Origin of the sequence: Silvibacterium acidisoli (assembly GCA_022870745.1) — a bacterium.
Lineage (GTDB): Bacteria > Acidobacteriota > Terriglobia > Terriglobales > Acidobacteriaceae > Silvibacterium.
Genome location: CP085323.1, coordinates 2,895,449 through 2,914,159 on the forward strand (window position 1 = coordinate 2,895,449; position 18,711 = coordinate 2,914,159).

Consider the following 18,711-nt stretch of genomic DNA (forward strand, 5'->3'; position numbering starts at 1 on the left):
TCGCTGGTCGCCTACATGCAGGGTGAGCAGCCGGTGGTCATTCCCGGCGAGGATGGATCGAACCTCGTTCCTTCTGTCGTTGCAATTCCTGAGCCGAAGACGGTCATCGTGGGCCATGCCGCTCGTGCTCACCTGACGACGACTCCCGACAAGGTGATCTACTCGGCCAAGCGCCTGATGGGCCGCGGCCTCGAAGACATCCAGGAAGAGCTGGCGCTCTTTCCTTTCCGCATTGCGGAAGATGTTCAGCCGGGCGAGGTATTGCGCATTCAGCTCGGCGACCAGCAGTTTACTCCGCCTGAGATCTCCGCCCAGGTACTTCGCCGTCTCAAGAAGAACGCCGAGCGCTACCTTGGCACAGCCGTGACCAAGGCCGTAATCACCGTTCCGGCCTACTTCAACGACGCGCAGCGCCAGGCGACTAAAGACGCGGGCCGCATGGCCGGTCTTGAGGTCATGCGCCTCGTGAACGAGCCGACAGCAGCAGCGCTCGCCTACGGACTCGACCGCCAGAAGGACGGCATTGTCGCGGTCTATGATCTCGGCGGCGGCACCTTCGATATCTCCATCCTCAAGCTGCATGAAGGCATCTTCGAAGTCATCGCCACCAACGGCGATACGCACCTCGGCGGCGACGATATTGATAACCTGCTGATCGCGATTGCTCTCGACGACCTTCATGGCGACCTCAATGTCGATTACCGGAAGCACCCGGAAGTCGTGCAGGCGATCCGCCGCGAGGTGATCGACGCAAAGATCGCTCTCTCGTCGCAGCAGATGGCTCGCATCAGCGTAGACCTGCCTGACGGCAAGGTCTATCGCCGCGAGATCACGCGCGAACAGTTCGAGCAGATCATTCAGCAGGTCATCGATCGCACCAAGGGGCCATGCCTGCAGGCGCTCAAGGACGCCGATCTTCAGCCCGAGCAGATCGACGAGGTTGTCCTTGTCGGCGGGTCTACAAGGATTCCCCTGGTGCGCCGCCTGACCGACGAGCTTTTCCACCTCGGTGCGCGCGGCAAGAAGCCGCACACCGAGCTGAATCCCGACGAAGTGGTCGCGCTCGGCGCGGCTGTCCAGGCGCACATCCTCGAAGGCGGCTCGGCTGCTACCGAGGACATGCTGCTGCTCGACGTCACCCCGCTTTCGCTTGGCATCGAGGCGCTCGGCGGTGTTGTCGCAAAAATTGTGCAGCGTAATTCGACCATCCCCGCCTCTGCGACTGAGCATTTCACTACGGGCGTAGATGGCCAGACGAACGTTGCCATCCACGTCGTCCAGGGCGAGCGCGAACTCGCAAAGGATTGCCGTTCGCTGGCACGCTTCGACCTCAAGGGCATTCCGCCGATGACGGCCGGGCTGCCGCGCATCGAGGTAAAGTTCCTGATCGACGCGAATGGCATCCTGCACGTCTCGGCGCGCGAACAGCGCAGCGGCAAGGAAGCTGAGATTGAAGTGAAGCCGACCTACGGGCTGACCGACGAGCAGGTCGAGACGATGATCCTCGACTCGTTCGACAATGCCGAGGAAGACTTCCAGCAGCGCCAGCTCATCGAGGCGCGCAACGAGGCGAATACGATCCTCTCGGCTGTCGAGAAGGCTCCGGCCAACGCGGCATGGAATCTGCTCAGCGATGAAGAGCGTTCGCAGATTGCCCTTGTGTCTGAGGAGCTACGCCTTCTTAAAGACGGCGACAACCTCGAGCTGCTCCGCGCAGGAACGGGCGCTCTCGACAAGGCGACCCGACGCTTCGCGGAATTGATGATGGAAGGCGCAGTAGCCTCCGCCCTGCACGGCGAGACCATGGAGTCCGCAGGTGAGAAACTAGGAGAGGGACCGACCGCGCCGCATCCCTTTGCACCGGCAGAAATCAAGAGAGATTCAGCAGAATGACAAACCAGAACGCCCAGGCAATCGACCTCAGCAAACCTCCGGCACCGAACATGGTGCGCGTCACCTTCATGCCCGAGGGCACTACCGTCGAGTTTGAGTACGGCACCATGCCTTACGACCACCACGGCAAGCCGATGTCGTTCCTCGATGTGGCAGAGAACTACAACATCTTCCTCGATCACGCCTGCGGCGGATCGTGCGCCTGCACTACCTGCCACCTGCTGGTGAAGGAAGGTGCTGCGAGCGTCAGCGAAGCCGAAGAGGACGAGCTGGACCGGCTGGACCTCGCTCCTGGCCTCGAACTTAATTCGCGCCTCGGCTGCCAGGCCGTCATTACCGGCCCCGGCACCTACGTCGTAGAGATTCCCAGCTGGAATCGCAACTACGTCTCCGAAGGCAAGCCCCTCACCCTGGCCGAAAAGAAGGATTAAGGAGCAGATATGCCACGCGAAATCCTGTGGAATGATTCAGAAGAGATTGGCATCCAGTTGCAGGAAAAATTTCCGGATCTCGATCCGTTGACCGTCCGCTTCACCGACCTTCACCAGAAGGTCACCGAGCTTGAGGGCTTCGCCGACGACCCAACCAAGTCGAACGAGTCGAAGCTGGAAGCCATCCAGATGGCCTGGTATGAAGAGTACAAAGACGCGCAGTAACTAGTCCCAGCCGAAGGCCGAGCGAAAGAGTTCAAATTCGCTCGCCTTTTCCGGTTCCAAATAGATAGACAGGATGTCGAATCGAACCGGTACATCCTGTACTGGCAGCTGCCTTAGATACTGGCGCGCCAGTCTGCGCAGCACGCGCCGCTTGTCTTCGTCGACCGCGGCCTCTGCCGTTGCGAATGCCCGGGTGGTCCGCGTCTTTACTTCGACAAAGCAGAGCGTTCCGCTCTCCCATGCAATCAGGTCGAGATCACCTCTCACCTGTCCCGACTTCCATCCTCGTGCGACGACGGTAAAGCCCTGCCGGCGCAGGTAAAAATACGCAGCCAGTTCGCCGCGGCGGCCGGTAATAAGGTGCGCTGCTTCACGGTGGTTGCGGCTGGACGCGCGTTCCAGCCGGTAGATGACGTTTTCAAATAGCCTGGTTCGTATGCCCGGGGGAGAGGTCATCTCGACATTGTCGGTTACGAATGGGTAATCGCCAAGACACTTTAGTCATGTGCGGCTATTTAATCAGCCTGGCGATCTCGCTTTCGAGCCGCGCAGTGATTTCTTCCGCGCTGGCGTTGGGGGCGAAGGTGATGGGAGAGCCCACCCGCACATGCAGCTTGCCGGAGCGGAACCACTTCTGGCGGCCCATCTTCATCTCTCCCAGACCGGCAAGACCGACGGGCAGCACCTGCGCCTTCGATTCCTGCGCCAGCAGGCCAATTCCGGGGCGAAAGCGATGCAGTTTGCCGTCTTCGGTGCGGTGGCCTTCCGGAAAAACCACCACGTTATAACCCTGGTCGAGAGCTTCGCCCGCATGTTGGAAGCTGCGCCGGAAGCCGGCGCTGCGGGGCAGCGGAAAGACGTTGAAGACCCCGGTGACGACAAGGTAGGTCAGCGGTCCGAGCAGGTTCAGGATTCCCGATCCCTGGTTGCGGCTGTGTCTCCAGTCGGCGAGCATGTTTGCCGCCATTGCCGCAGCAACATGCCGTCGCATCTTCGCAGGCAGCGCGTACAGGATCAGCGGAAGGTCATAGGTGCTGACGTGGTTGGCAACGATCAGCAGGGGCTGCGATGGCGGCTGCGCCAGCTCGCTCTCCACGCGAGGATTCGCGAGCAGCCATACCAGCGGACGCAGAATCATCTCAGTGAAAGCCACGCGAGCCGCTTGTGACGGCCAGCTCCATGTCCATTTTGGATAGATCTCATCTCCGGCGACGGCTTGCTGTACCGGCTTCGCCGCCTGGGCCGGCATCGCAGCGGAAGCTTCGCTCATGCCCAGCGTCGACTTCAACTGCCCCAGGGTCGAGACCTTTTCGAGCATTGCATCGCTCAAAGTCAGGCCCATGCGCTGTTCGAGTTCGGCCTGTAGCTGCACGCGCCCTAGGCTGTCGAGGTGAAGGTCTTCACCGAGGCGCGGGTCTTCAGCCAGACCGTCCGCCGAAGCGCCGGTGATCGAGAGGATCAGAGCCAACAGGGGATCGCTCACCTCGACCACAGAGCCGCCTGCCGCCTGCTGTGCATTGACCCACTCTGCAACCTTCCGGCGCTGGATTTTACCGGTCGAGGTGCGAGGCAGGTCGAGCTCCGGCCAAACCCGCCACTGGCGGATACGCTGATAATCGGCGAGCCGCTCGTTGGCCGTGATGACGGCCTTTTGCGCAGCCTCCCGGCTGCCGCGAAAGAGCAGCACCGCAAAGGGCTCGTCGCCGCCGGATGCGGCAAGCGGGACGACCGCCGAAGCTTCGACACCGGACTGGGCGTTGAGCGCAGCTTCTACATCTTCGGGATGAATGTTGAGGCCGGAGGAGTTTACGATCACCTGGCTCTTGCGGCCGACGAAGCGCAGCTGGCCCTGCTCGTCGCGCGTGGCCAGGTCACCGGTGGCAAGCCATGGGGATTCGTTCTGCTGCATCGCCCCGTTCCGCCAGGTCGCGGTCGAGACCATGTCACCGCGCACCAGGATCTCTCCGTCCTCGCGAATCTCTACTTCGCGGCCGGGCAGCACCTTGCCTATGGTTCCTTTGCCGCGCTTGAAGGGGTGATTCAGGGTGATGAGCGCAGCGGTTTCTGTCATTCCATAGCCTTGGATCAGCGCGAAGCCGAGCGTGCTCCAGAAGGATTCGAGCTCTGCGGGTAGCGAAGCGCCGCCGCACACGAATGCCCAGAACTTGAAGCCGAGAGCGCGATGTACCCTGCGGAAGCGCCACCAGCGCTTCCATACCTTCTCACCCGCAGCCGCATCAATTTCTATTTCCAATTCGGGATAATCGATGTTCAGCGCATCGCGAAGCAACTCGAGAACGCGAGGCACCGCCGCCAGCACCGAGATGCGCTCCCGCCGCGCCGTTTCCATCAGGCGCTGGGCCTGCAGGCGCGATTCGTAATGGACTTCGGCGGCGAGCAGTGGTGGAACCCACAGCCCCATGAATTGCCCGAAGACATGGCTCAGCGGCAGCGTATGGAGAAAGCGCAGCGGATGCACGAAGCGCTCATAGCGCAGGTATTTCTGTATCTCGCGCTCGATCGGCGTCACGCTGGCGAGTACATTGCGATGGGTGTGAACGATGCCTTTCGGCTCAGCGGTGGTGCCGGATGTGAACAGAATCTGTAGCGGGGTGTCGAGATTCAAGGTTGGTTCGACAGCAGGGCTCTGCGCTGCGGTAGAGAGGAGTCCGGCCAGCTCTTCGTACGGGAGCGTTGCAGATGCTGCATCGAGCGGCCCAAGCAAGGCAGCGTCTCCCACGATCAGCTTCGGCTGTGTTTCTCTAATGACGCGCTTCGCGAAGTCGAGGCTGCCGGCCGCGTCAAGCGGAACCGCGATGACGCCGCGCATGATGCAGCCGAAGAAGCAGCCGGCCCACTCCGGCCCGTTCTGACCCCACAGCACCACGCGGTCGCCAAGCCCGATACCGCGCCGCATCAGTTCTGCTGCAAAGCCAGAAGCCGCATCCGCAAGCTCAGAGTAGCTGGTGGATGTGCGGCGGTTGCCGCGATAGGTAACGATGGCCGTCTGCTTGCCGTGCCTGCGGAAGTCTTCGACAAAGGTTGCAAGATGGGGACGCATGAAAACTTACAGGCCCCCGAAACGCACGCCGGTGAACTCTTCCGACATCTGCCACAGCTCGAGCGAGGTCATTGCGTCGTAGGCATTGGCCTCTGCGCGCACCTCCACTGGGTAGCCACGCATTTCCTTAAAGCCGTCCGGTCCGTAAAAGCCCCCGCCATGCACCCCCGGAGAAACCGCACCATATAGCGTAGGCAAAGCACCCTGCGCATCGGATTGCCCGAACAGCGGCAGCAGCAGCCCGGAGACAAGCCGCGAAGACAGGCTGGGTTTCTGGCCGGGTCCGGCTTTAAACAGGTTTGTGTTCGAGATGCCCGGATGGACGGCGACGCTCAAGATGCCTTCGTGCATTTCCCGTATTCTGCGATCGAGTTCGAAGGCGAACAGCAGGTTCGCGAGCTTTGACTGCCGGTAGGCCGGCCAGGGCTCATACCCGCGATCCCAGTTCGGATCGTCGAGGCGAATTTTTCCCCCGCGATGCGCGATTGAGCTGACAGTCACGATGCGCGCCTCATGTGCCAGTAGCAGGACCGGCAGCAGCAACCCCGTAAGCGCGAAATGCCCGAGATGGTTTGTGCCGAACTGCAGCTCGAAGCCATCGGCGGTAAGCTGCCGCGCAGGCGGGGCCAGAACTCCGGCGTTGTTGATGAGCAGATGGAGCGGATTGCGGTCATCCACCAGCATCGCGGCAGCACGGCGAATCGATGCGAGGCTGGCCAGGTCCAGCTCCAGGACCTCAAGCTGCGCGGATGGAATCTCGTTCAGGATGCGCTGCTTTGCCTGCGACCCTTTTTCGGCACTGCGGCAGGCGAGCAGAACAACCGCGCCTGCTCTTGCCAGCTCTTTGGCTGCATGGAAACCAATGCCGCTGTTGGCGCCGGTAACGAGCGCTCGCCTGCCTTGCTGCGACGGGATGTCTCTGGTCGTCCATTGAGCCATAGTGGTCGTATTCCGGTCAGGCGATCTTACGCAGCCTGATCGTGAGCCTCGCCGAGTGTGATGCGTGCAGTGATCTTCCGGCGTCCTCGCAGGTAAGTGATCCCGATGGTGTCGCCCACCTGGTGGCGGTTCATCACGTCGGAAATATCCTGCGTATTGGTGATCTCCTGGCCATCGAGGCCAACGATCAGGTCGCCGCCAAGGTAGATCTGGATGTTGCCGAGATATGCCGTCTGGTTGCCGCCGCGCAGCCCCGCGCGCTCCGCCGCGCCGTTGGAAAACGTGCGCTGAATCAGCACGCCGTAATCTGCCGCCAATCCCATTTGCTCGGCAAGGTCAGGGCCGATCGGCAGAGAGACGATACCCAGCGAAGGCCTGCGTACGCGGCCATACTTCTGGATGTCTCCCAGTACCGCCTTTGCCGTATCGATGGGGATGGCAAAGCCGATGCCCGCGCTCTGCTCCACGTTCTCATTGGGATTCGTAGCGATGAGCGAATTGATGCCGATCACTTCGCCGCGCGAGTTGAGCAGCGGTCCGCCCGAGTTGCCGGGATTGATCGCGGCATCGGTCTGGATGGCATTTTCAATCGGCGCGCCCTGAGGATTGTGAATCGAACGAATGGCGCTGATAATGCCCGAGGTCATTGTGCCCTGCAGGCCAAAGGGATTGCCGATGGCGTAGACCTTCTGCCCTACGACGAGATTCTTCGAATCGGCGAGTACCGCTGGACTCAGGTTCGGAGCGTCTATCTGCAGGACGGCCAGGTCATGGCTCGGATCGGTGCCGATGGCGCGCGCCTTGTAGCGGCGTTTGTCAGACGTGGTGACCTCAATCTGCTGAGCGTTCGCAACCACGTGATAGTTCGTGAGAATGTGGCCCTGCTTATCGAGAACGAACCCCGATCCCTGCCCCTGCTGCGGCACTGCCTGGAAGAAGAAATTGAGCGTCTGCGTCTGGCTTGTGATGTTCACTACCGATGCCAGAGTCTTCTTGTAGACGGAGATGTTGTTCATCTCTTCCGCGTCATACTCCGGCGCGGCATGAGCCTCGGTCAGCGTAAGCGAGGAACCGGAGGCATTGCCGGCTAGCGTACGAAGCCGGATGGGACCCGAGTCGTGCGACGTGAGATACCAGAAGCCGCCAACGATAAGAAGGACGATGACAATCCTGCGAAAGGTCATAACGTGTTTCAACCACTTCTATTTTAGAGGTTTCTGAACTTCAGTTGCGCGATATGGCCTGAAGTTGGGCATAAACCGCCGCGGTCTGCAGACGGGCCGATTCGAGGTCGCCATCGTTGCGGATGACGTAATCGGCAAGGGGAATCTTCTCGCTGTCCGGCTTCTGCTGCGCCAGCCGCCGCCGCGCATCGGCTTTTACTTCATCGATGGATAGCTCAGGAGAGTTCTGCATCACGCGTGCCACGTACCGTTCGATACGCATATCCTCGGGCGCGGTCACGAGGACAATCCGATCGAAGCGCTCGCGCCACCCCGGCAGGCTGCCCCCCTGCGTGTCGGCCTCGAAGATCAGCGCCGACTCCACCATGGCAATCGCTGCCGGATCTTCCACGAAGAGCCTTTCTGCCCATGCCTGCTGCGCGGCGATTACCGCGGGATGCACCAGCCGGTTCAGCTCCGGGAGGCGGTGCTGACGAAAGGAAAGGTCGGCGAGCCGTTTTCGGTCCAGCTGGCCGTCAGGCCGTACCACTTCGGGGCCGAAGTGATTGACGATGGCGTCGTAGACATCATGACCTGGGCTCATCAGCGTGCGGCCAATCTCGTCGGCCTCGATCACGTGAGCGCCCAGCGTTCGGAAGATGGCTGCAACCGTCGATTTGCCGCTTCCCAGGCCGCCGGTCAGTCCAACTCGCAGCATTCTTCTCCAATGGAGCTACACTCAAACCATGCAGCTTCCCGAAACGATTGTATGCCCCGTGTGCTTCAGCAGGCTTGCAGAGAGCGAGGACAAGCTCCGCTGCCTTGGATGCTCCCGCCTCTATCCAATCGTGGACGGCCTGCCGGTGCTTCTGCCCGGCCGGGCCACCCTGCCCGCTTCGCAGGCCTAGTGCGGATGCCCGTGAAAGAAAGGGTAGACCATGCGGTACGCGATCAGCGTTGCGACCACGATGGCGACTGCCAGGAGCAAAAGCATGACTCCCCAGCTCGGGCCGAAGGAAGAATCGGGAGGGTTCTTCTCAGGATCACGGTTCATCTTCATTGAGTCTAATCATCTCCCATCGAACGATATTTGGGTTTTGCCAAAACAGGATTTCGGACCTGAGAAAACCATCCATACCGGTTTTGCGTATCTCATGCACAAGCACCTTATCGCAACACTCCAAAAGAATCGGGGTCTCTTTATATGCGGAGGGATTCAAGGCATGAATAGCAGCAGGGTAGAAAAGTTTTCTGTCGCCGAGCTGACAGGTCTTCGCAACGAGCTCCTCCAGCCCGGCATCGACTCACGGCAGGCAGCAGAAGTATTGGCTTCGTTTCTTACCGGCCGTGGATATGGCGTCGCACCGGACACCGCGTTTGACGCGGTCGTTCGCCTCGAAGGCATGGGTTGCTCCTATGACATGATCCAGCCCGAGCTCGAACGTATTGCGTTGGTAATGTAATTTGATCTGTGTCAAGTTCTTCCTGTCCTGCGAAAGGCCCAAATCGCTCAGTTGATTTGGATTGGTTCCGAATATCTTTTGGCGGAGTAATTCTCGGATTTCCTTAATCTGATATTGAGAGCAGAAAAAGGCGCGGCCACTGGCCGCGTCTTTTTTTTGCTCCCTCAATCGCCGAAAGGATGACCATGAGCAACATATTCGAAAAGCTGGGCGTCAGCATAGAGAACTTCGGAAAGTGGATGGTGGATGCCATCAAGGACACCGTCAGCCTGGCCATAAAGGTCGCGACGATCCTGAAAGCCGAGAAGCCGCTGGAAGCCCAGTTCGTTTCAGGCCTGTCCACCATCGTGGCAGATGTGGAAGCCCTGATTGCTGCCTCGGAGTCGGCCGTCACCACTGAAGGATTCAATCTCTCGGCGGACACGGCAGCCTACCAGCAGTTCCTTACCTTGATCGCCGACTTCAAAAAGCTCGCCCCGATCGTCCAAGAAGCCGTCGACATTCTCGAAGGCAAGCAGACGGCCGCCTAAATCACAACGGGACCCTTGCAGGAACAGGCGCCCGGACCCGCGATCCGGGCGCTTTCCTGAAATTCATCCAGATTTGCCTCAAATGTGCGACCCTGCTGCATCGAAGGAAATATGCCAGGACTCTCACAGCGCGTCGCTATCGTTACCGGATCCAGCTCCGGCATCGGGCAGAGCATCGCCATCCACCTTGCCCAGCAGGGAGCGAACGTGGTCATCAACTACTCGCGCTCCAAAGATGGGGCGGAGCAGACGCTTGAAACCGTGCGCAAAGCCGGTGTCGACGGTCTGATCGTGCAGGCAGACGTCTCGAAAGTAGACCAGGCCCGCAGCCTGGTCGAACAGGCATGGATCAAGTTTGGTAAGGCCGACGTGCTGGTGAACAACGCCGGGTACGAAAAGCGCTCGGATTTCCTCGAGGTCAGCGAAGAAGACTACGACAATGTGCTCGGCGTGAATCTGAAAGGACCGTTCTTCCTCACGCAGGCGTTCGCCAAGCGGCTGAGCGAGGCGAATCTGCCGGGACGGGTCATCAACATCAGTTCCGTCCATGAAGACATGGCCTTTCCCCACTTCGCCAGCTACTGCGCCAGCAAGGGAGGCCTGCGCATGCTCATGCGCAACCTCGCCGTGGAACTGGGTCCGATGGGCATCACCGTGAACAACATCGCGCCGGGCGCCATCGCTACGCCGATGAATAAGTCGCTGCTCGAGGATAAGCCCAAGCTCAATGCGCTGCTCTCGCAGATTCCCCTGGGGCGTCTGGGTACTCCGGAAGAGGTGGCGGCGATGACGGCCTATCTGGCTTCTGAAGACGCGAGCTACGTCAATGGAGCGACCCTGCTGATTGACGGCGGCCTCACGCGCAACTATCACGAGCAATAGCAACTGCCGCAGCCCGGAGTGGATCAAACCCGGCAGCACAAGCAACAAGTCAGGAAGGCCAATGCACACGTTTCGCGTCTGGGCGCCGAACGCCCGGAAGGTTCAGGTTAAAGTTGGGGAGAAGCTGCATCCGCTGACCGCGCAGCCCCACGGATGGTGGCAGGCCGCGGTCGAAACGGCGAAGCCGGGAAGCGACTACGTCTACCGTATCGACGACGACACGCTCGATCTGCCCGATCCACGCTCTGCGTTTCAGCCGGAGGGAGTGCACGGCCCGTCGCGAGTGGTCGATCACGCCGCCTACCCATGGAAGGATGCTTCATGGAAAGCTCCTTCGTTTGAAGACGCCATCGTCTACGAGCTGCATATCGGCACCTTCACTCCCGAAGGTACCTACCGCGCCGCGCAGCAGCACATCGGCGACCTGAAGGATCTGGGCATCACCCATGTCGAATTGACCCCGGTATCGGCGTTTCCCGGCGTACAAGGCTGGGGATACGACGGCGTCGATCTGTACGCGCCGCATGCGCCCTATGGTTCGCCGGACGAGCTGAAGGCCTTCGTCGACGCCTGCCACGCAGCCGGCCTTGCCGTGCTGCTCGACGTGGTCTATAACCACCTCGGCCCTTCGGGAAACTACACCGGCAAGTTCGGCCCATACTTCACCGCCAGCCACCACACGCCGTGGGGAGACGCCGTCAACTTCGAGGAAGGCGGCAGCGACGAGGTACGCCGCTTCTTCATCGACAACGCGCTCATGTGGCTGCGCGATTATCACTTCGACGGATTGCGCCTCGACGCTGTTCACGCCTACGTCGATCGCTCGGCGATCCATTTCATGGAGCAGCTGGCGACGGACGTACGCGCACTCGAAAAGCAGACCGGCCATACCTACGCTGTCATTGCCGAAAGCGACCTCAACGATCCGCGCGTGGTCGCTCCGATCGATCGCGGCGGCTATGGATTCGACGCGCAGTGGAGCGACGACTTTCAGCACGCGATCTTCTCGCTGCTGGCGAACGATCGCAGCGGCTATTATGCGGACTTCGGTTCTTTCGCAGATTTAGCGAAGGCGCTCGAACGCGCATTCGTCTACGACGGGCAGTATTCCGCCTATCGCGATCACGCTCATGGCCGCCCCATCGTCGATCTGCCCTCGTGGAAGTTCCTCGGCTATTCGCAGAATCACGACCAGGTCGGGAACCGCGCGCAGGGCGAGCGGATTTCTCACCTGGTGAGCGAAGGCCGCACAAGAATCGCCGCCGCCGTCGTGTTGACCGCGCCGTTCGTACCGATGCTGTTTCAAGGTGAGGAGTGGGCGGCGTCGACGCCGTTTCAGTACTTCACCGATCACGACGATCCAGATCTCGGTCGTGCCGTTTCAGAAGGCCGCAAGAAAGAATTTGTCGCCTTCGGATGGAAGCCGAGTGAAGTGCCCGACCCGCAAAGCCCGAAGACATTCGAGGATTCAAAGCTCAAGTGGGAAGAGCGCAGCCAGCCGCAACACGCGGCAATGCTCGACTGGTATCGCAGGCTGATTCATCTGCGAAAGACCACAAAAGATCTCGCTCCCGGGCCTCTCGAAGCGACGAAGGTCCGGTTCGAAGAAAAAGAGAAGTGGATGATGATCGAACGGGGCAGCATCCGGATCGTCTTCAGCCTGGCAGAAGAGCCGGTCACTGTAGATCTCGGAAGCAACACGAAGATACTGCTGCAATCGTCGGACGGAATCGCCTTGTCAGGACATACCCTGAAGCTGACACCGGATTCTGTAGCGATCCTGCGGGTCTGAGTTACTCGTCCACGGAAAGCGATGCCAGCGCGGCTTCGATCTCCGAAGCCGCCGGCATCTTCTGAAAAGCCCATCCGGCAAGCACCAGCGTAGGAGCAGGTCCTGCATCTGTCCTGGCCAGCTCACCCAGGGTGGTGTGAGCGATCTGTTGGTCGGGCTGCGCCGCGCGCGAAATGGCGATACACGGCAAGTCATCAGGCAGCCCGGCCTGCTTCCATTCCGCGGCAAGCGCCGAGAAGTCGCGTCCCGGCATGTAGACCACGCGCGTAGGCTCGGCAATGGCCGGAGGTCCCCCAGTGGCGTGATGCCCCGAGCTGAAGACAATGCTCGACGCTGCACGCCGGTCCGTCAGCGAGCACTGTAACGCCGAAGCTGCCGCAAATGCCGCTGTAATGCCCGGAACGACCTCAAACTCCACGCCGGCTTCGCGCAATGCGTCCATCTCTTCGGCCGCCCGGCCAAAGACCAATGGATCGCCGCTCTTGAGCCGCACGACGTGATGACCCTGCCGCGCCTCGTCGATCATTAGCTGGTTGATCTCGGCCTGCGTAATCTTCTTCGCGCCGCAACGCTTGCCGACGTTTTCTCGTCTCGCATTGGGAGCCGCCAGTTCGAGCACTGCTTCCGTCACGAGATCGTCGTACAGCACCACGTCCGCGTGTTTCAGCAGACGCGCCGCACGCACGGTCAGCAATTCGGGATCGCCAGGGCCTGCGCCCACCAGAAAAACCTTTGCGGGAGTTTTCATGCGCGCTTCTCCCAGGCAAGCTTGCGCGAAGGGCAGTCCTGCGATTCGCACAGCTCTCGCTGCGCCAGCTTGTGCAGCAGCATCTTGCGCTCTTCACCCGAGGGATATGCGGCCAGCACCTCGCGCCGCAATTCTCCTACGGATTGAAGCCAGGGCCCGAGATCCTGAGGGAGCTGCTCGTCGATCTCCTGCCGCAGACGCTGCGCCAGGGCCGGGCTTTCTCCGTTGGTGGAGATGGCAATCTGCAGGTCGCCGCGGGTCACAATCGATCCGAAATAGAAATCGCAGTGCGGAGGATCATCGACCGAGTTGCACAGGATGTTGCGGCGTACTGCTTCGCTGTAAACAGCAGCGTTCACATCAGGACGATCCGTGGCCGCAACGACCAGGAACACTTCGTCGAGATCGGCCTCGGTGAACTCGCGCTCGATGAGCTCGATGCGTCCCGCGCGCGCCAGTTCAGAGAACTCAGCACGCGCCTGGGGAGCGATCACGCGCAGCCTGGCTTCCGCGCCGAGCAGGGAAGGGATCTTCTGCAAAGCCACTTCCCCGGCTCCAACCAGCAGGCACTGGCGTCCCGCGAGTTTCACGAAGATGGGGAAGAGGCTCATGGTCTGGTTTAGTCTCCGGCCGGTGCAGCAGCCAGAACTTCACCGGCGAGACGCACGCGAATCGCTTCCGCGTCATGGCGTGAGAAGTAGGCACGCAGGCTCTCATCCGGGTTGCGTTCCTGGAGATAGCTGCTCAGCAGGCGCTCAATCGCGGCCGGTACTTCAGTCGCGGGCGCACGATAAGCGATGGGCCGTGCGACTGCGGAATACTTGCCGACAGCTCCGCCGACGACGAAATTGAAAGCGTCCACCATCTGGCCTTCATGCTTCACCTTCTTGCCTTCAAGACCGATGTCCGCAATCCAGTGCTGTCCGCAGCCATTGGGGCAGCCGGTCACGTGCAGCTTCAACTGCTGGTCGAAGCTTGGCATGCGCTCTTCGAGCTCATCTACCACCCAGCGTGCAAAGCCCTTGGTCTCGCTGATCGCGAGTTTGCAGAACTCGGTGCCGGTGCAGGCGACGGTTCCACGCCAGAAGCTCGATCCTTCGACGCGCAGGCCGATCGTTCCCAGGTCTTCCACCAGGGCCGAGATATTTGCCTTGGGGATGTTGACCAGCAGAATATTCTGCCCGATCGTTGCGCGAAGCTGTCCATCTCCGTATTTGTCGGCGAGATCGGCAAGCGAGGCAAGCTGATCGCCGGAGAGGCGTCCGCGCAGCACCGTCGCTCCAACCGAATACAGGCCATCCTGCTTCTGCGGATGCACGCCGGTGTGATCGCGCAGAACCTCGTCGGGAATGTTTTCTTCCGGCGCCGAATCGAGCTTATAGCCCAGGCGGCGCTCCAGCTCTTCGAGGAAGCTCTCCGCGGTCCAGTTTTCCTTGAGGAAGAGATACTTCAAACGAGCCTTATCGCGGTTTTCGCGCAGGCCCTGCTGATCCTTGAAAATGCGCGCAATCTCTTTGGCAACGGCTACTGCCTGGTCCGGACGGACGAAAGCGTCCAGCTTCACGGCGAGGTGCGGCTCTTTCGAGAGCCCACCGCCCACGCGGATCGTGTAACCAACTTCTTCGCCGCGGCGTGCGCCGGTGAAGGCAATGTCGTTGATCTCGGGATAGGAGCACCAGACCGGGCAGCCGGTGGCGCAGATCTTGAACTTGCGGGGCAGGTTGTAAAACTCGGGGTTAGCGATCAGCTCCTTCGCCAGCTCCAGCGCCAGCGGCGAGGCATCGAGAATCTCCTCGTGATCGATTCCCGCCAGCGGGCATCCGGTCACATTGCGGACCACATCGCCGCAAGCGCCCTTGGGGGACAGGTTGATCTTGTCCAGTGCGTCGACAATTTCAGGAATCGACTCGATCGTCAGCCAGTGCAGCTGAATGTTCTGCCGGGTAGTGATGTCAGCCAGATTGCGGGCATGAGTCTTCGTTATGTCGGAAATTACGCGGAGCTGGTGCGAATCGATGATGCCGTTGGGCATGGCGATGCGCATCATGAAGTATTCGCTGGCCAGGCCTTCGCCGCCCTTGCCGCCGACCGCGCCGATGCCGTCACCCTGCGTGTAAATGCCCCACCACTTGAAGTAGGCGCCCGCCCATTCGGGCACGACGCTGGCACGGCCTTCGCGGGCGAATGCACGAACCTCGTCAAAAATCTCCCAGGGATTCTTCTCGCGCTTCAGGCGCTCCATGCGCTGGGCTTTGGTCTCTTTTACCGGTACGTCGGCCATGATCTTTTCTGCTTTCTCCCTAAGTACAAAAGCCCACCTTGCGGGTGGGCTGAGCGGTCGATGCGAATCTGTAGCGTTCTACTCGCAGCTCCGGCCCAGCGTGAAACAACACGCGTGACAGGCAGCAATGCAAATGGAGTAGAAAGGCATTTCTTCAAGGATATTGCGCATAAAGAAAGCGGTCAAGCTTGAACCTTGGAGGTTCGAAGCCTGACCGCTTTGTTGAGAACGAGTTAGAAGCTGAAGACAGCCTGTACATACACCCGGCGGCTGGCAGACGAGGTACCGAAGATTCCCTGCTGCAGGGCATTCGACTTGCCGAACTCCGGTGAGCCGAGCACCCCGGTCGGCGGGGCCAGGTTGATGTCGTTAAACAGGTTCAAAGCCTGAGCGTTCAACGTTAGCGTGTAGCGTCCATGGGTCGGACCCTGCTGCTGGCCCTGTCCGCCGTGACGTCCGCCCGGTCCACCGGGGCCACCCTGGTTGCCGCTCAGGCCGCCCGGCCCAAGACCGCCGCCCGGAGGTCCACCCTGACCGCCACCACCGCCGCCGTGTCCGCCTCCCCCACCGCCGGGCCCGAAACCACCCTGCGGAGCCGCGCCAGCGACTTTGGGGCCGAAGCTGATGGTCTTGCTCACACGAGCATTGACTGTTATGAGATTCGGACCATCGCCATAGTAGTTCGGCACGAGCTTTTCACCCGCAGCCAGGCCAGCCGTGGGATCTAGATTGAAGTTGCCGTACGCGGTCTGGACTGTGTCCGTATCGCCCGCCTGGGCAAAGGTAGGACGGTCGTTAAAGAACGAATCGCCGTTGTTGTCCTGCCCGGTCGTGATGTTAAACGGGGAGCCTGACTGCACGACGATAAAGGGGCTCACGCGGATGTTCCACGGAGCCGACCAGCTGCCCATCAGGAAGAGACGATTACGTACGTCGAAAGATGCCCGTCCGTAGTCCGCCTTCAGGTTGGCGGAATTACTCGGATTGCCAGTCACCGTGCCTACGTCGCTGTTGGCCCAGCTTACCGAATCGAAGCCGAAGATCGAGAGCTGTCTGCCGAAGCGGGCATTGAAGTTCATCATCAGCTGGTTTTGCTTGAAGACGCCTTCGGAGTAGTACTGGTAAACATTTGGATCGGCAGGGTTGTACCCGGCCAGGTACGGCGCATTGGCGTTGCGGGTCGTGAGCTGGTGATTGCCGAGCGAGTTAATGTAGGTCAGCGAGAAGGTTGAGGCACGCGTAATCTGCCGCTCAATGCCCACCGCAGCCTGCTGGGTAACCGGCGCATGCAGGTTCGGGGAGATCTGGTAAACGGCAGAATTACTTGTACTTGCATCCGTGCCTTCGCAGGCTGCCAGGTCGGTTGAAGTAATGCTGGTTGCCGAGTAGCAGGAAGGGTCGCGGATTACGACTTCCTTCTGTGGTGAGTCGGCATTCTCGTTGAGCCGTTTTGCCTGAAGGATTTCGGCGATCTGGAAGCGGTCATAGAAGAATCCGTAGCCGCCACGGATCACGGTCTTGGGCGGCTTACCTTTCCCTCCGACGCCCCAGGCGAAGCTCAGGCGCGGCGCCCAGTCGTTCTTATCCTGAATGTTGGACTGCGATTCCCAGCGGACGCCGTAGCTGAGCGTCAGGTTCTTGTTGGCGCGCCAGTCGTCCTGGTAGTAAAGACCCACATCGGTCAGGCTGGAGACGATATTCGGGCTGCCATAGGCCAGGTTGAGCTGGCTGGGACCGCCGCCGGTAGCGCGAATCTGTGCCCAGCTCTGCCCCGTACCCAGGCCGCGGATCGTATTCCCGTAGGCCTCAGCAGCCGTGGTCGTGACGCAACCCACCGTGTCGCTCGTGCACTGGTTGCCGCCAAAGGTAAATTCTCCGTTGAAACTGGAGCTGGCCGTGTTGGCATCGCGTTGATAGCGAAGACGCCCGCCAAAGTTGATCGAGTGTGTCTTGAGCGCAATCTCGGTCAGGTTCTGCAGCTCGTAGTGCAGCGTGTGATCGCTGATCGTCTGGTCTGGATAACCGCCGAAGGCTTCGAGGCCGGAGACAGCAGTCTCCGGAGCAGTGGACGACGGAGTGGTCTTCGAGAAGTCGCGCAGGAACTGGAAGCGGGTCTCGTTAATCACCTTGTCGCTCAGGATCTGCGTATCGCTGATCTGAACGGTGTGCTCGGTCGACGAGGTGTTGTAGGCCTGATCCCGCAGCGAGAACTGGCCCACGCCCTGGTTCTTGTCGTTGTCGTCATAGAACTGGTAGCGAACACTCAGCGTGTTCTTGTCTCCCAGCTGCAGGTCGATGCGTGGGCTGATGTTGGTCCGCCCGTGTGGTGTCACCACCGCGTCGTTGAAGGAGACCGGGGTGTAATCGGCGGTGTTGTTGTAAACACCCGCGGCAAAATTGCCATTGACCTCGCCCTGCAGCCGGTAGGCCGCGACGATGGCGTCGTCCTGAATGGCGCGATGCTCGGCGCTGACGAAATACGAGGCGTGCTTGTTGATCGGCCCGCTTACCGTGCCGTTGTACTGGTAGCTGTAGTAGTCGGGGATGTTCTTGTCGAAGGGGTTACCGGTGTTCAGCTGCGAGGGATTTCCCATGCCCATGAACTGGGCGCGGAACTTGTCCGTGCCCGGCTTGGTCAGGATCTCGATGCGGCCATAACCCAGCTTGTCATATTGAGCAGAGAACGGATTCTGGTTGATCCGGATCTCGCGAATGGCGGATTTCGGAGGCAGTTCGCCCGCCGTAAAGCCGTCGATATAGATCTGGCCGCCATTCGGCCCGGCGCCCGGCCCGGCCAGAGCGTTCAATTCGTTCGAAAGCTCGTCCGGATCGTCGGAAAGTGCGTCGAGATCAGCGCCTTTCAGCACCAGGCTATTGGCGTTGGCCGTCGGATCGACGCTGACGGTCGGAGTGTCCTCATTCACCACTACCTGCTGCTTCTCGACGGCAATGTCCATCTTCACGTCAAACTGCAGATTCTGGCCGCTCTTTACCGTGACAGCTTTCGAGCTCGAAGAGGCAAAACCAGGCGCGGTCGCGATCACGATATACATGCCCGGCGTGACGCCGCGGGTGGTATACCCGCCGTCCTGGCTCGAGGTCGCGGTGGCGACGGTATGACCGTCCGGGGTAGTCAGGCTGACGCTCGCTCCGGGAATGACTGCTCCCGAGGGATCTGTGACCGTTCCATGTAAGGTGGAGGTCCCCGCCTGCCCCAGCGCCGAAAAGCCCAGGCCGGCCGGCAGCAGGATTAAAAGACAAAAAAGGCATCGCATGAATTTCAAATTCACAAAGCTCCGTAAC

The 18,711-nt window shown here is 60.5% G+C and carries 18 protein-coding genes; 8 read left to right on the forward strand and 10 right to left on the reverse strand.

Going from position 1 to position 18,711, the window contains the following annotated elements:
• Nucleotides 1–15 precede the first annotated feature (15 nt).
• Genes hscA through iscX form a run of 3 tightly spaced genes read left to right on the forward strand, consistent with a single transcriptional unit; the run spans nucleotide 16 to nucleotide 2,549 of the window.
• Nucleotides 16–1,893, forward strand: coding sequence for a Fe-S protein assembly chaperone HscA (gene hscA, locus LJD29_RS12145; RefSeq protein ID WP_446745899.1), 1,878 nt, complete (start codon nucleotides 16–18; stop codon nucleotides 1,891–1,893).
• A complete protein-coding gene (locus tag LJD29_RS12150) occupies nucleotides 1,890–2,324 on the forward strand; it encodes a 2Fe-2S iron-sulfur cluster-binding protein (protein ID WP_446741802.1) in 435 nt (144 codons plus the stop codon). Before hscA ends, LJD29_RS12150 begins: the two co-directional genes overlap by 4 nt.
• A gap of 9 nt (nucleotides 2,325–2,333) precedes the next feature.
• Nucleotides 2,334–2,549 carry a Fe-S cluster assembly protein IscX gene (iscX, locus tag LJD29_RS12155; RefSeq protein ID WP_446741803.1) on the forward strand — a complete coding sequence of 72 codons (216 nt, stop codon included), beginning with the start codon at nucleotides 2,334–2,336 and terminating at the stop codon, nucleotides 2,547–2,549.
• On the opposite strand, the gene LJD29_RS12160 is transcribed toward iscX, so the two are convergent.
• The 5 genes from LJD29_RS12160 to coaE are packed head-to-tail and all read right to left on the reverse strand — an operon-like array spanning nucleotide 2,550 to nucleotide 8,430.
• Nucleotides 2,550–3,005, reverse strand: coding sequence for a YraN family protein (locus LJD29_RS12160; RefSeq protein WP_446741804.1), 456 nt, complete (start codon nucleotides 3,003–3,005; stop codon nucleotides 2,550–2,552).
• 55 nt (nucleotides 3,006–3,060) lie between these two features.
• Complete coding sequence (locus LJD29_RS12165; RefSeq protein WP_446741805.1) at nucleotides 3,061–5,610, reverse strand: AMP-binding protein; 2,550 nt, start codon at nucleotides 5,608–5,610, stop codon at nucleotides 3,061–3,063.
• 6 nt (nucleotides 5,611–5,616) lie between these two features.
• A complete protein-coding gene (locus tag LJD29_RS12170) occupies nucleotides 5,617–6,549 on the reverse strand; it encodes an oxidoreductase (RefSeq protein ID WP_446741806.1) in 933 nt (310 codons plus the stop codon).
• A gap of 26 nt (nucleotides 6,550–6,575) precedes the next feature.
• Entirely contained in the window at nucleotides 6,576–7,733 is a 1,158-nt protein-coding gene (locus tag LJD29_RS12175) for a S1C family serine protease (protein WP_446741807.1), read from the reverse strand.
• 40 nt (nucleotides 7,734–7,773) lie between these two features.
• Entirely contained in the window at nucleotides 7,774–8,430 is a 657-nt protein-coding gene (gene coaE, locus LJD29_RS12180) for a dephospho-CoA kinase (RefSeq protein ID WP_446741808.1), read from the reverse strand.
• Nucleotides 8,431–8,458: 28 nt separating this feature from the next.
• On the opposite strand from coaE, the gene LJD29_RS12185 reads away from it, so the two are divergent.
• Nucleotides 8,459–8,620, forward strand: a complete 162-nt coding sequence (locus LJD29_RS12185) for a Trm112 family protein (protein ID WP_446741809.1) — start codon at nucleotides 8,459–8,461, stop codon at nucleotides 8,618–8,620.
• Here LJD29_RS12185 and LJD29_RS12190 read toward each other — a convergent pair.
• Nucleotides 8,617–8,772: a hypothetical protein gene (locus LJD29_RS12190; RefSeq protein ID WP_446741810.1), complete on the reverse strand. Its 156-nt coding sequence runs from the start codon at nucleotides 8,770–8,772 to the stop codon at nucleotides 8,617–8,619. The two genes, LJD29_RS12185 and LJD29_RS12190, sit on opposite strands and share 4 nt — an antisense overlap.
• A 163-nt stretch (nucleotides 8,773–8,935) precedes the next feature.
• On the opposite strand from LJD29_RS12190, the gene LJD29_RS12195 reads away from it, so the two are divergent.
• From LJD29_RS12195 to treZ, 4 genes are all read left to right on the forward strand, one after another.
• Nucleotides 8,936–9,175: a hypothetical protein gene (locus tag LJD29_RS12195; RefSeq protein WP_446741811.1), complete on the forward strand. Its 240-nt coding sequence runs from the start codon at nucleotides 8,936–8,938 to the stop codon at nucleotides 9,173–9,175.
• Nucleotides 9,176–9,360: 185 nt separating this feature from the next.
• Nucleotides 9,361–9,705, forward strand: coding sequence for a hypothetical protein (locus tag LJD29_RS12200; RefSeq protein WP_446741812.1), 345 nt, complete (start codon nucleotides 9,361–9,363; stop codon nucleotides 9,703–9,705).
• Nucleotides 9,706–9,816: 111 nt separating this feature from the next.
• Nucleotides 9,817–10,587, forward strand: coding sequence for an SDR family NAD(P)-dependent oxidoreductase (locus LJD29_RS12205; RefSeq protein ID WP_446741813.1), 771 nt, complete (start codon nucleotides 9,817–9,819; stop codon nucleotides 10,585–10,587).
• Between the two features lie 61 nt (nucleotides 10,588–10,648).
• Nucleotides 10,649–12,379 (forward strand): malto-oligosyltrehalose trehalohydrolase, encoded by a 1,731-nt coding sequence (treZ, locus tag LJD29_RS12210; protein WP_446741814.1) that lies wholly within the window; start codon nucleotides 10,649–10,651, stop codon nucleotides 12,377–12,379.
• Nucleotide 12,380: 1 nt separating this feature from the next.
• On the opposite strand, the gene cobA is transcribed toward treZ, so the two are convergent.
• The 4 genes from cobA to LJD29_RS12230 form a co-directional block, all read right to left on the reverse strand.
• The gene (gene cobA, locus LJD29_RS12215; protein ID WP_446741815.1) at nucleotides 12,381–13,127 is read right to left on the reverse strand and encodes a uroporphyrinogen-III C-methyltransferase; all 747 of its coding nucleotides are present in this window, start codon (nucleotides 13,125–13,127) and stop codon (nucleotides 12,381–12,383) included.
• The gene (locus LJD29_RS12220; RefSeq protein ID WP_446741816.1) at nucleotides 13,124–13,738 is read right to left on the reverse strand and encodes a precorrin-2 dehydrogenase/sirohydrochlorin ferrochelatase family protein; all 615 of its coding nucleotides are present in this window, start codon (nucleotides 13,736–13,738) and stop codon (nucleotides 13,124–13,126) included. Before LJD29_RS12220 ends, cobA begins: the two co-directional genes overlap by 4 nt.
• Nucleotides 13,739–13,746: 8 nt before the next feature.
• Nucleotides 13,747–15,408, reverse strand: coding sequence for a nitrite/sulfite reductase (locus tag LJD29_RS12225; RefSeq protein WP_446741817.1), 1,662 nt, complete (start codon nucleotides 15,406–15,408; stop codon nucleotides 13,747–13,749).
• Nucleotides 15,409–15,641: 233 nt separating this feature from the next.
• Nucleotides 15,642–18,683, reverse strand: coding sequence for a TonB-dependent receptor (locus tag LJD29_RS12230; protein ID WP_446741818.1), 3,042 nt, complete (start codon nucleotides 18,681–18,683; stop codon nucleotides 15,642–15,644).
• Nucleotides 18,684–18,711: the final 28 nt, after the last annotated feature.

Coding starts and splice junctions, on each gene's coding strand:
- hscA (WP_446745899.1), top strand. CDS start 16: ATGCAGGGTGAGCAGCCGGTGGTCATTCCCGGCGAGGATGGATCGAAC.
- LJD29_RS12150 (WP_446741802.1), top strand. CDS start 1,890: ATGACAAACCAGAACGCCCAGGCAATCGACCTCAGCAAACCTCCGGCA.
- iscX (WP_446741803.1), top strand. CDS start 2,334: ATGCCACGCGAAATCCTGTGGAATGATTCAGAAGAGATTGGCATCCAG.
- LJD29_RS12160 (WP_446741804.1), bottom strand. CDS start 3,005: ATGACCTCTCCCCCGGGCATACGAACCAGGCTATTTGAAAACGTCATC.
- LJD29_RS12165 (WP_446741805.1), bottom strand. CDS start 5,610: ATGCGTCCCCATCTTGCAACCTTTGTCGAAGACTTCCGCAGGCACGGC.
- LJD29_RS12170 (WP_446741806.1), bottom strand. CDS start 6,549: ATGGCTCAATGGACGACCAGAGACATCCCGTCGCAGCAAGGCAGGCGA.
- LJD29_RS12175 (WP_446741807.1), bottom strand. CDS start 7,733: ATGACCTTTCGCAGGATTGTCATCGTCCTTCTTATCGTTGGCGGCTTC.
- coaE (WP_446741808.1), bottom strand. CDS start 8,430: ATGCTGCGAGTTGGACTGACCGGCGGCCTGGGAAGCGGCAAATCGACG.
- LJD29_RS12185 (WP_446741809.1), top strand. CDS start 8,459: ATGCAGCTTCCCGAAACGATTGTATGCCCCGTGTGCTTCAGCAGGCTT.
- LJD29_RS12190 (WP_446741810.1), bottom strand. CDS start 8,772: ATGAAGATGAACCGTGATCCTGAGAAGAACCCTCCCGATTCTTCCTTC.
- LJD29_RS12195 (WP_446741811.1), top strand. CDS start 8,936: ATGAATAGCAGCAGGGTAGAAAAGTTTTCTGTCGCCGAGCTGACAGGT.
- LJD29_RS12200 (WP_446741812.1), top strand. CDS start 9,361: ATGAGCAACATATTCGAAAAGCTGGGCGTCAGCATAGAGAACTTCGGA.
- LJD29_RS12205 (WP_446741813.1), top strand. CDS start 9,817: ATGCCAGGACTCTCACAGCGCGTCGCTATCGTTACCGGATCCAGCTCC.
- treZ (WP_446741814.1), top strand. CDS start 10,649: ATGCACACGTTTCGCGTCTGGGCGCCGAACGCCCGGAAGGTTCAGGTT.
- cobA (WP_446741815.1), bottom strand. CDS start 13,127: ATGAAAACTCCCGCAAAGGTTTTTCTGGTGGGCGCAGGCCCTGGCGAT.
- LJD29_RS12220 (WP_446741816.1), bottom strand. CDS start 13,738: ATGAGCCTCTTCCCCATCTTCGTGAAACTCGCGGGACGCCAGTGCCTG.
- LJD29_RS12225 (WP_446741817.1), bottom strand. CDS start 15,408: ATGGCCGACGTACCGGTAAAAGAGACCAAAGCCCAGCGCATGGAGCGC.
- LJD29_RS12230 (WP_446741818.1), bottom strand. CDS start 18,683: ATGCGATGCCTTTTTTGTCTTTTAATCCTGCTGCCGGCCGGCCTGGGC.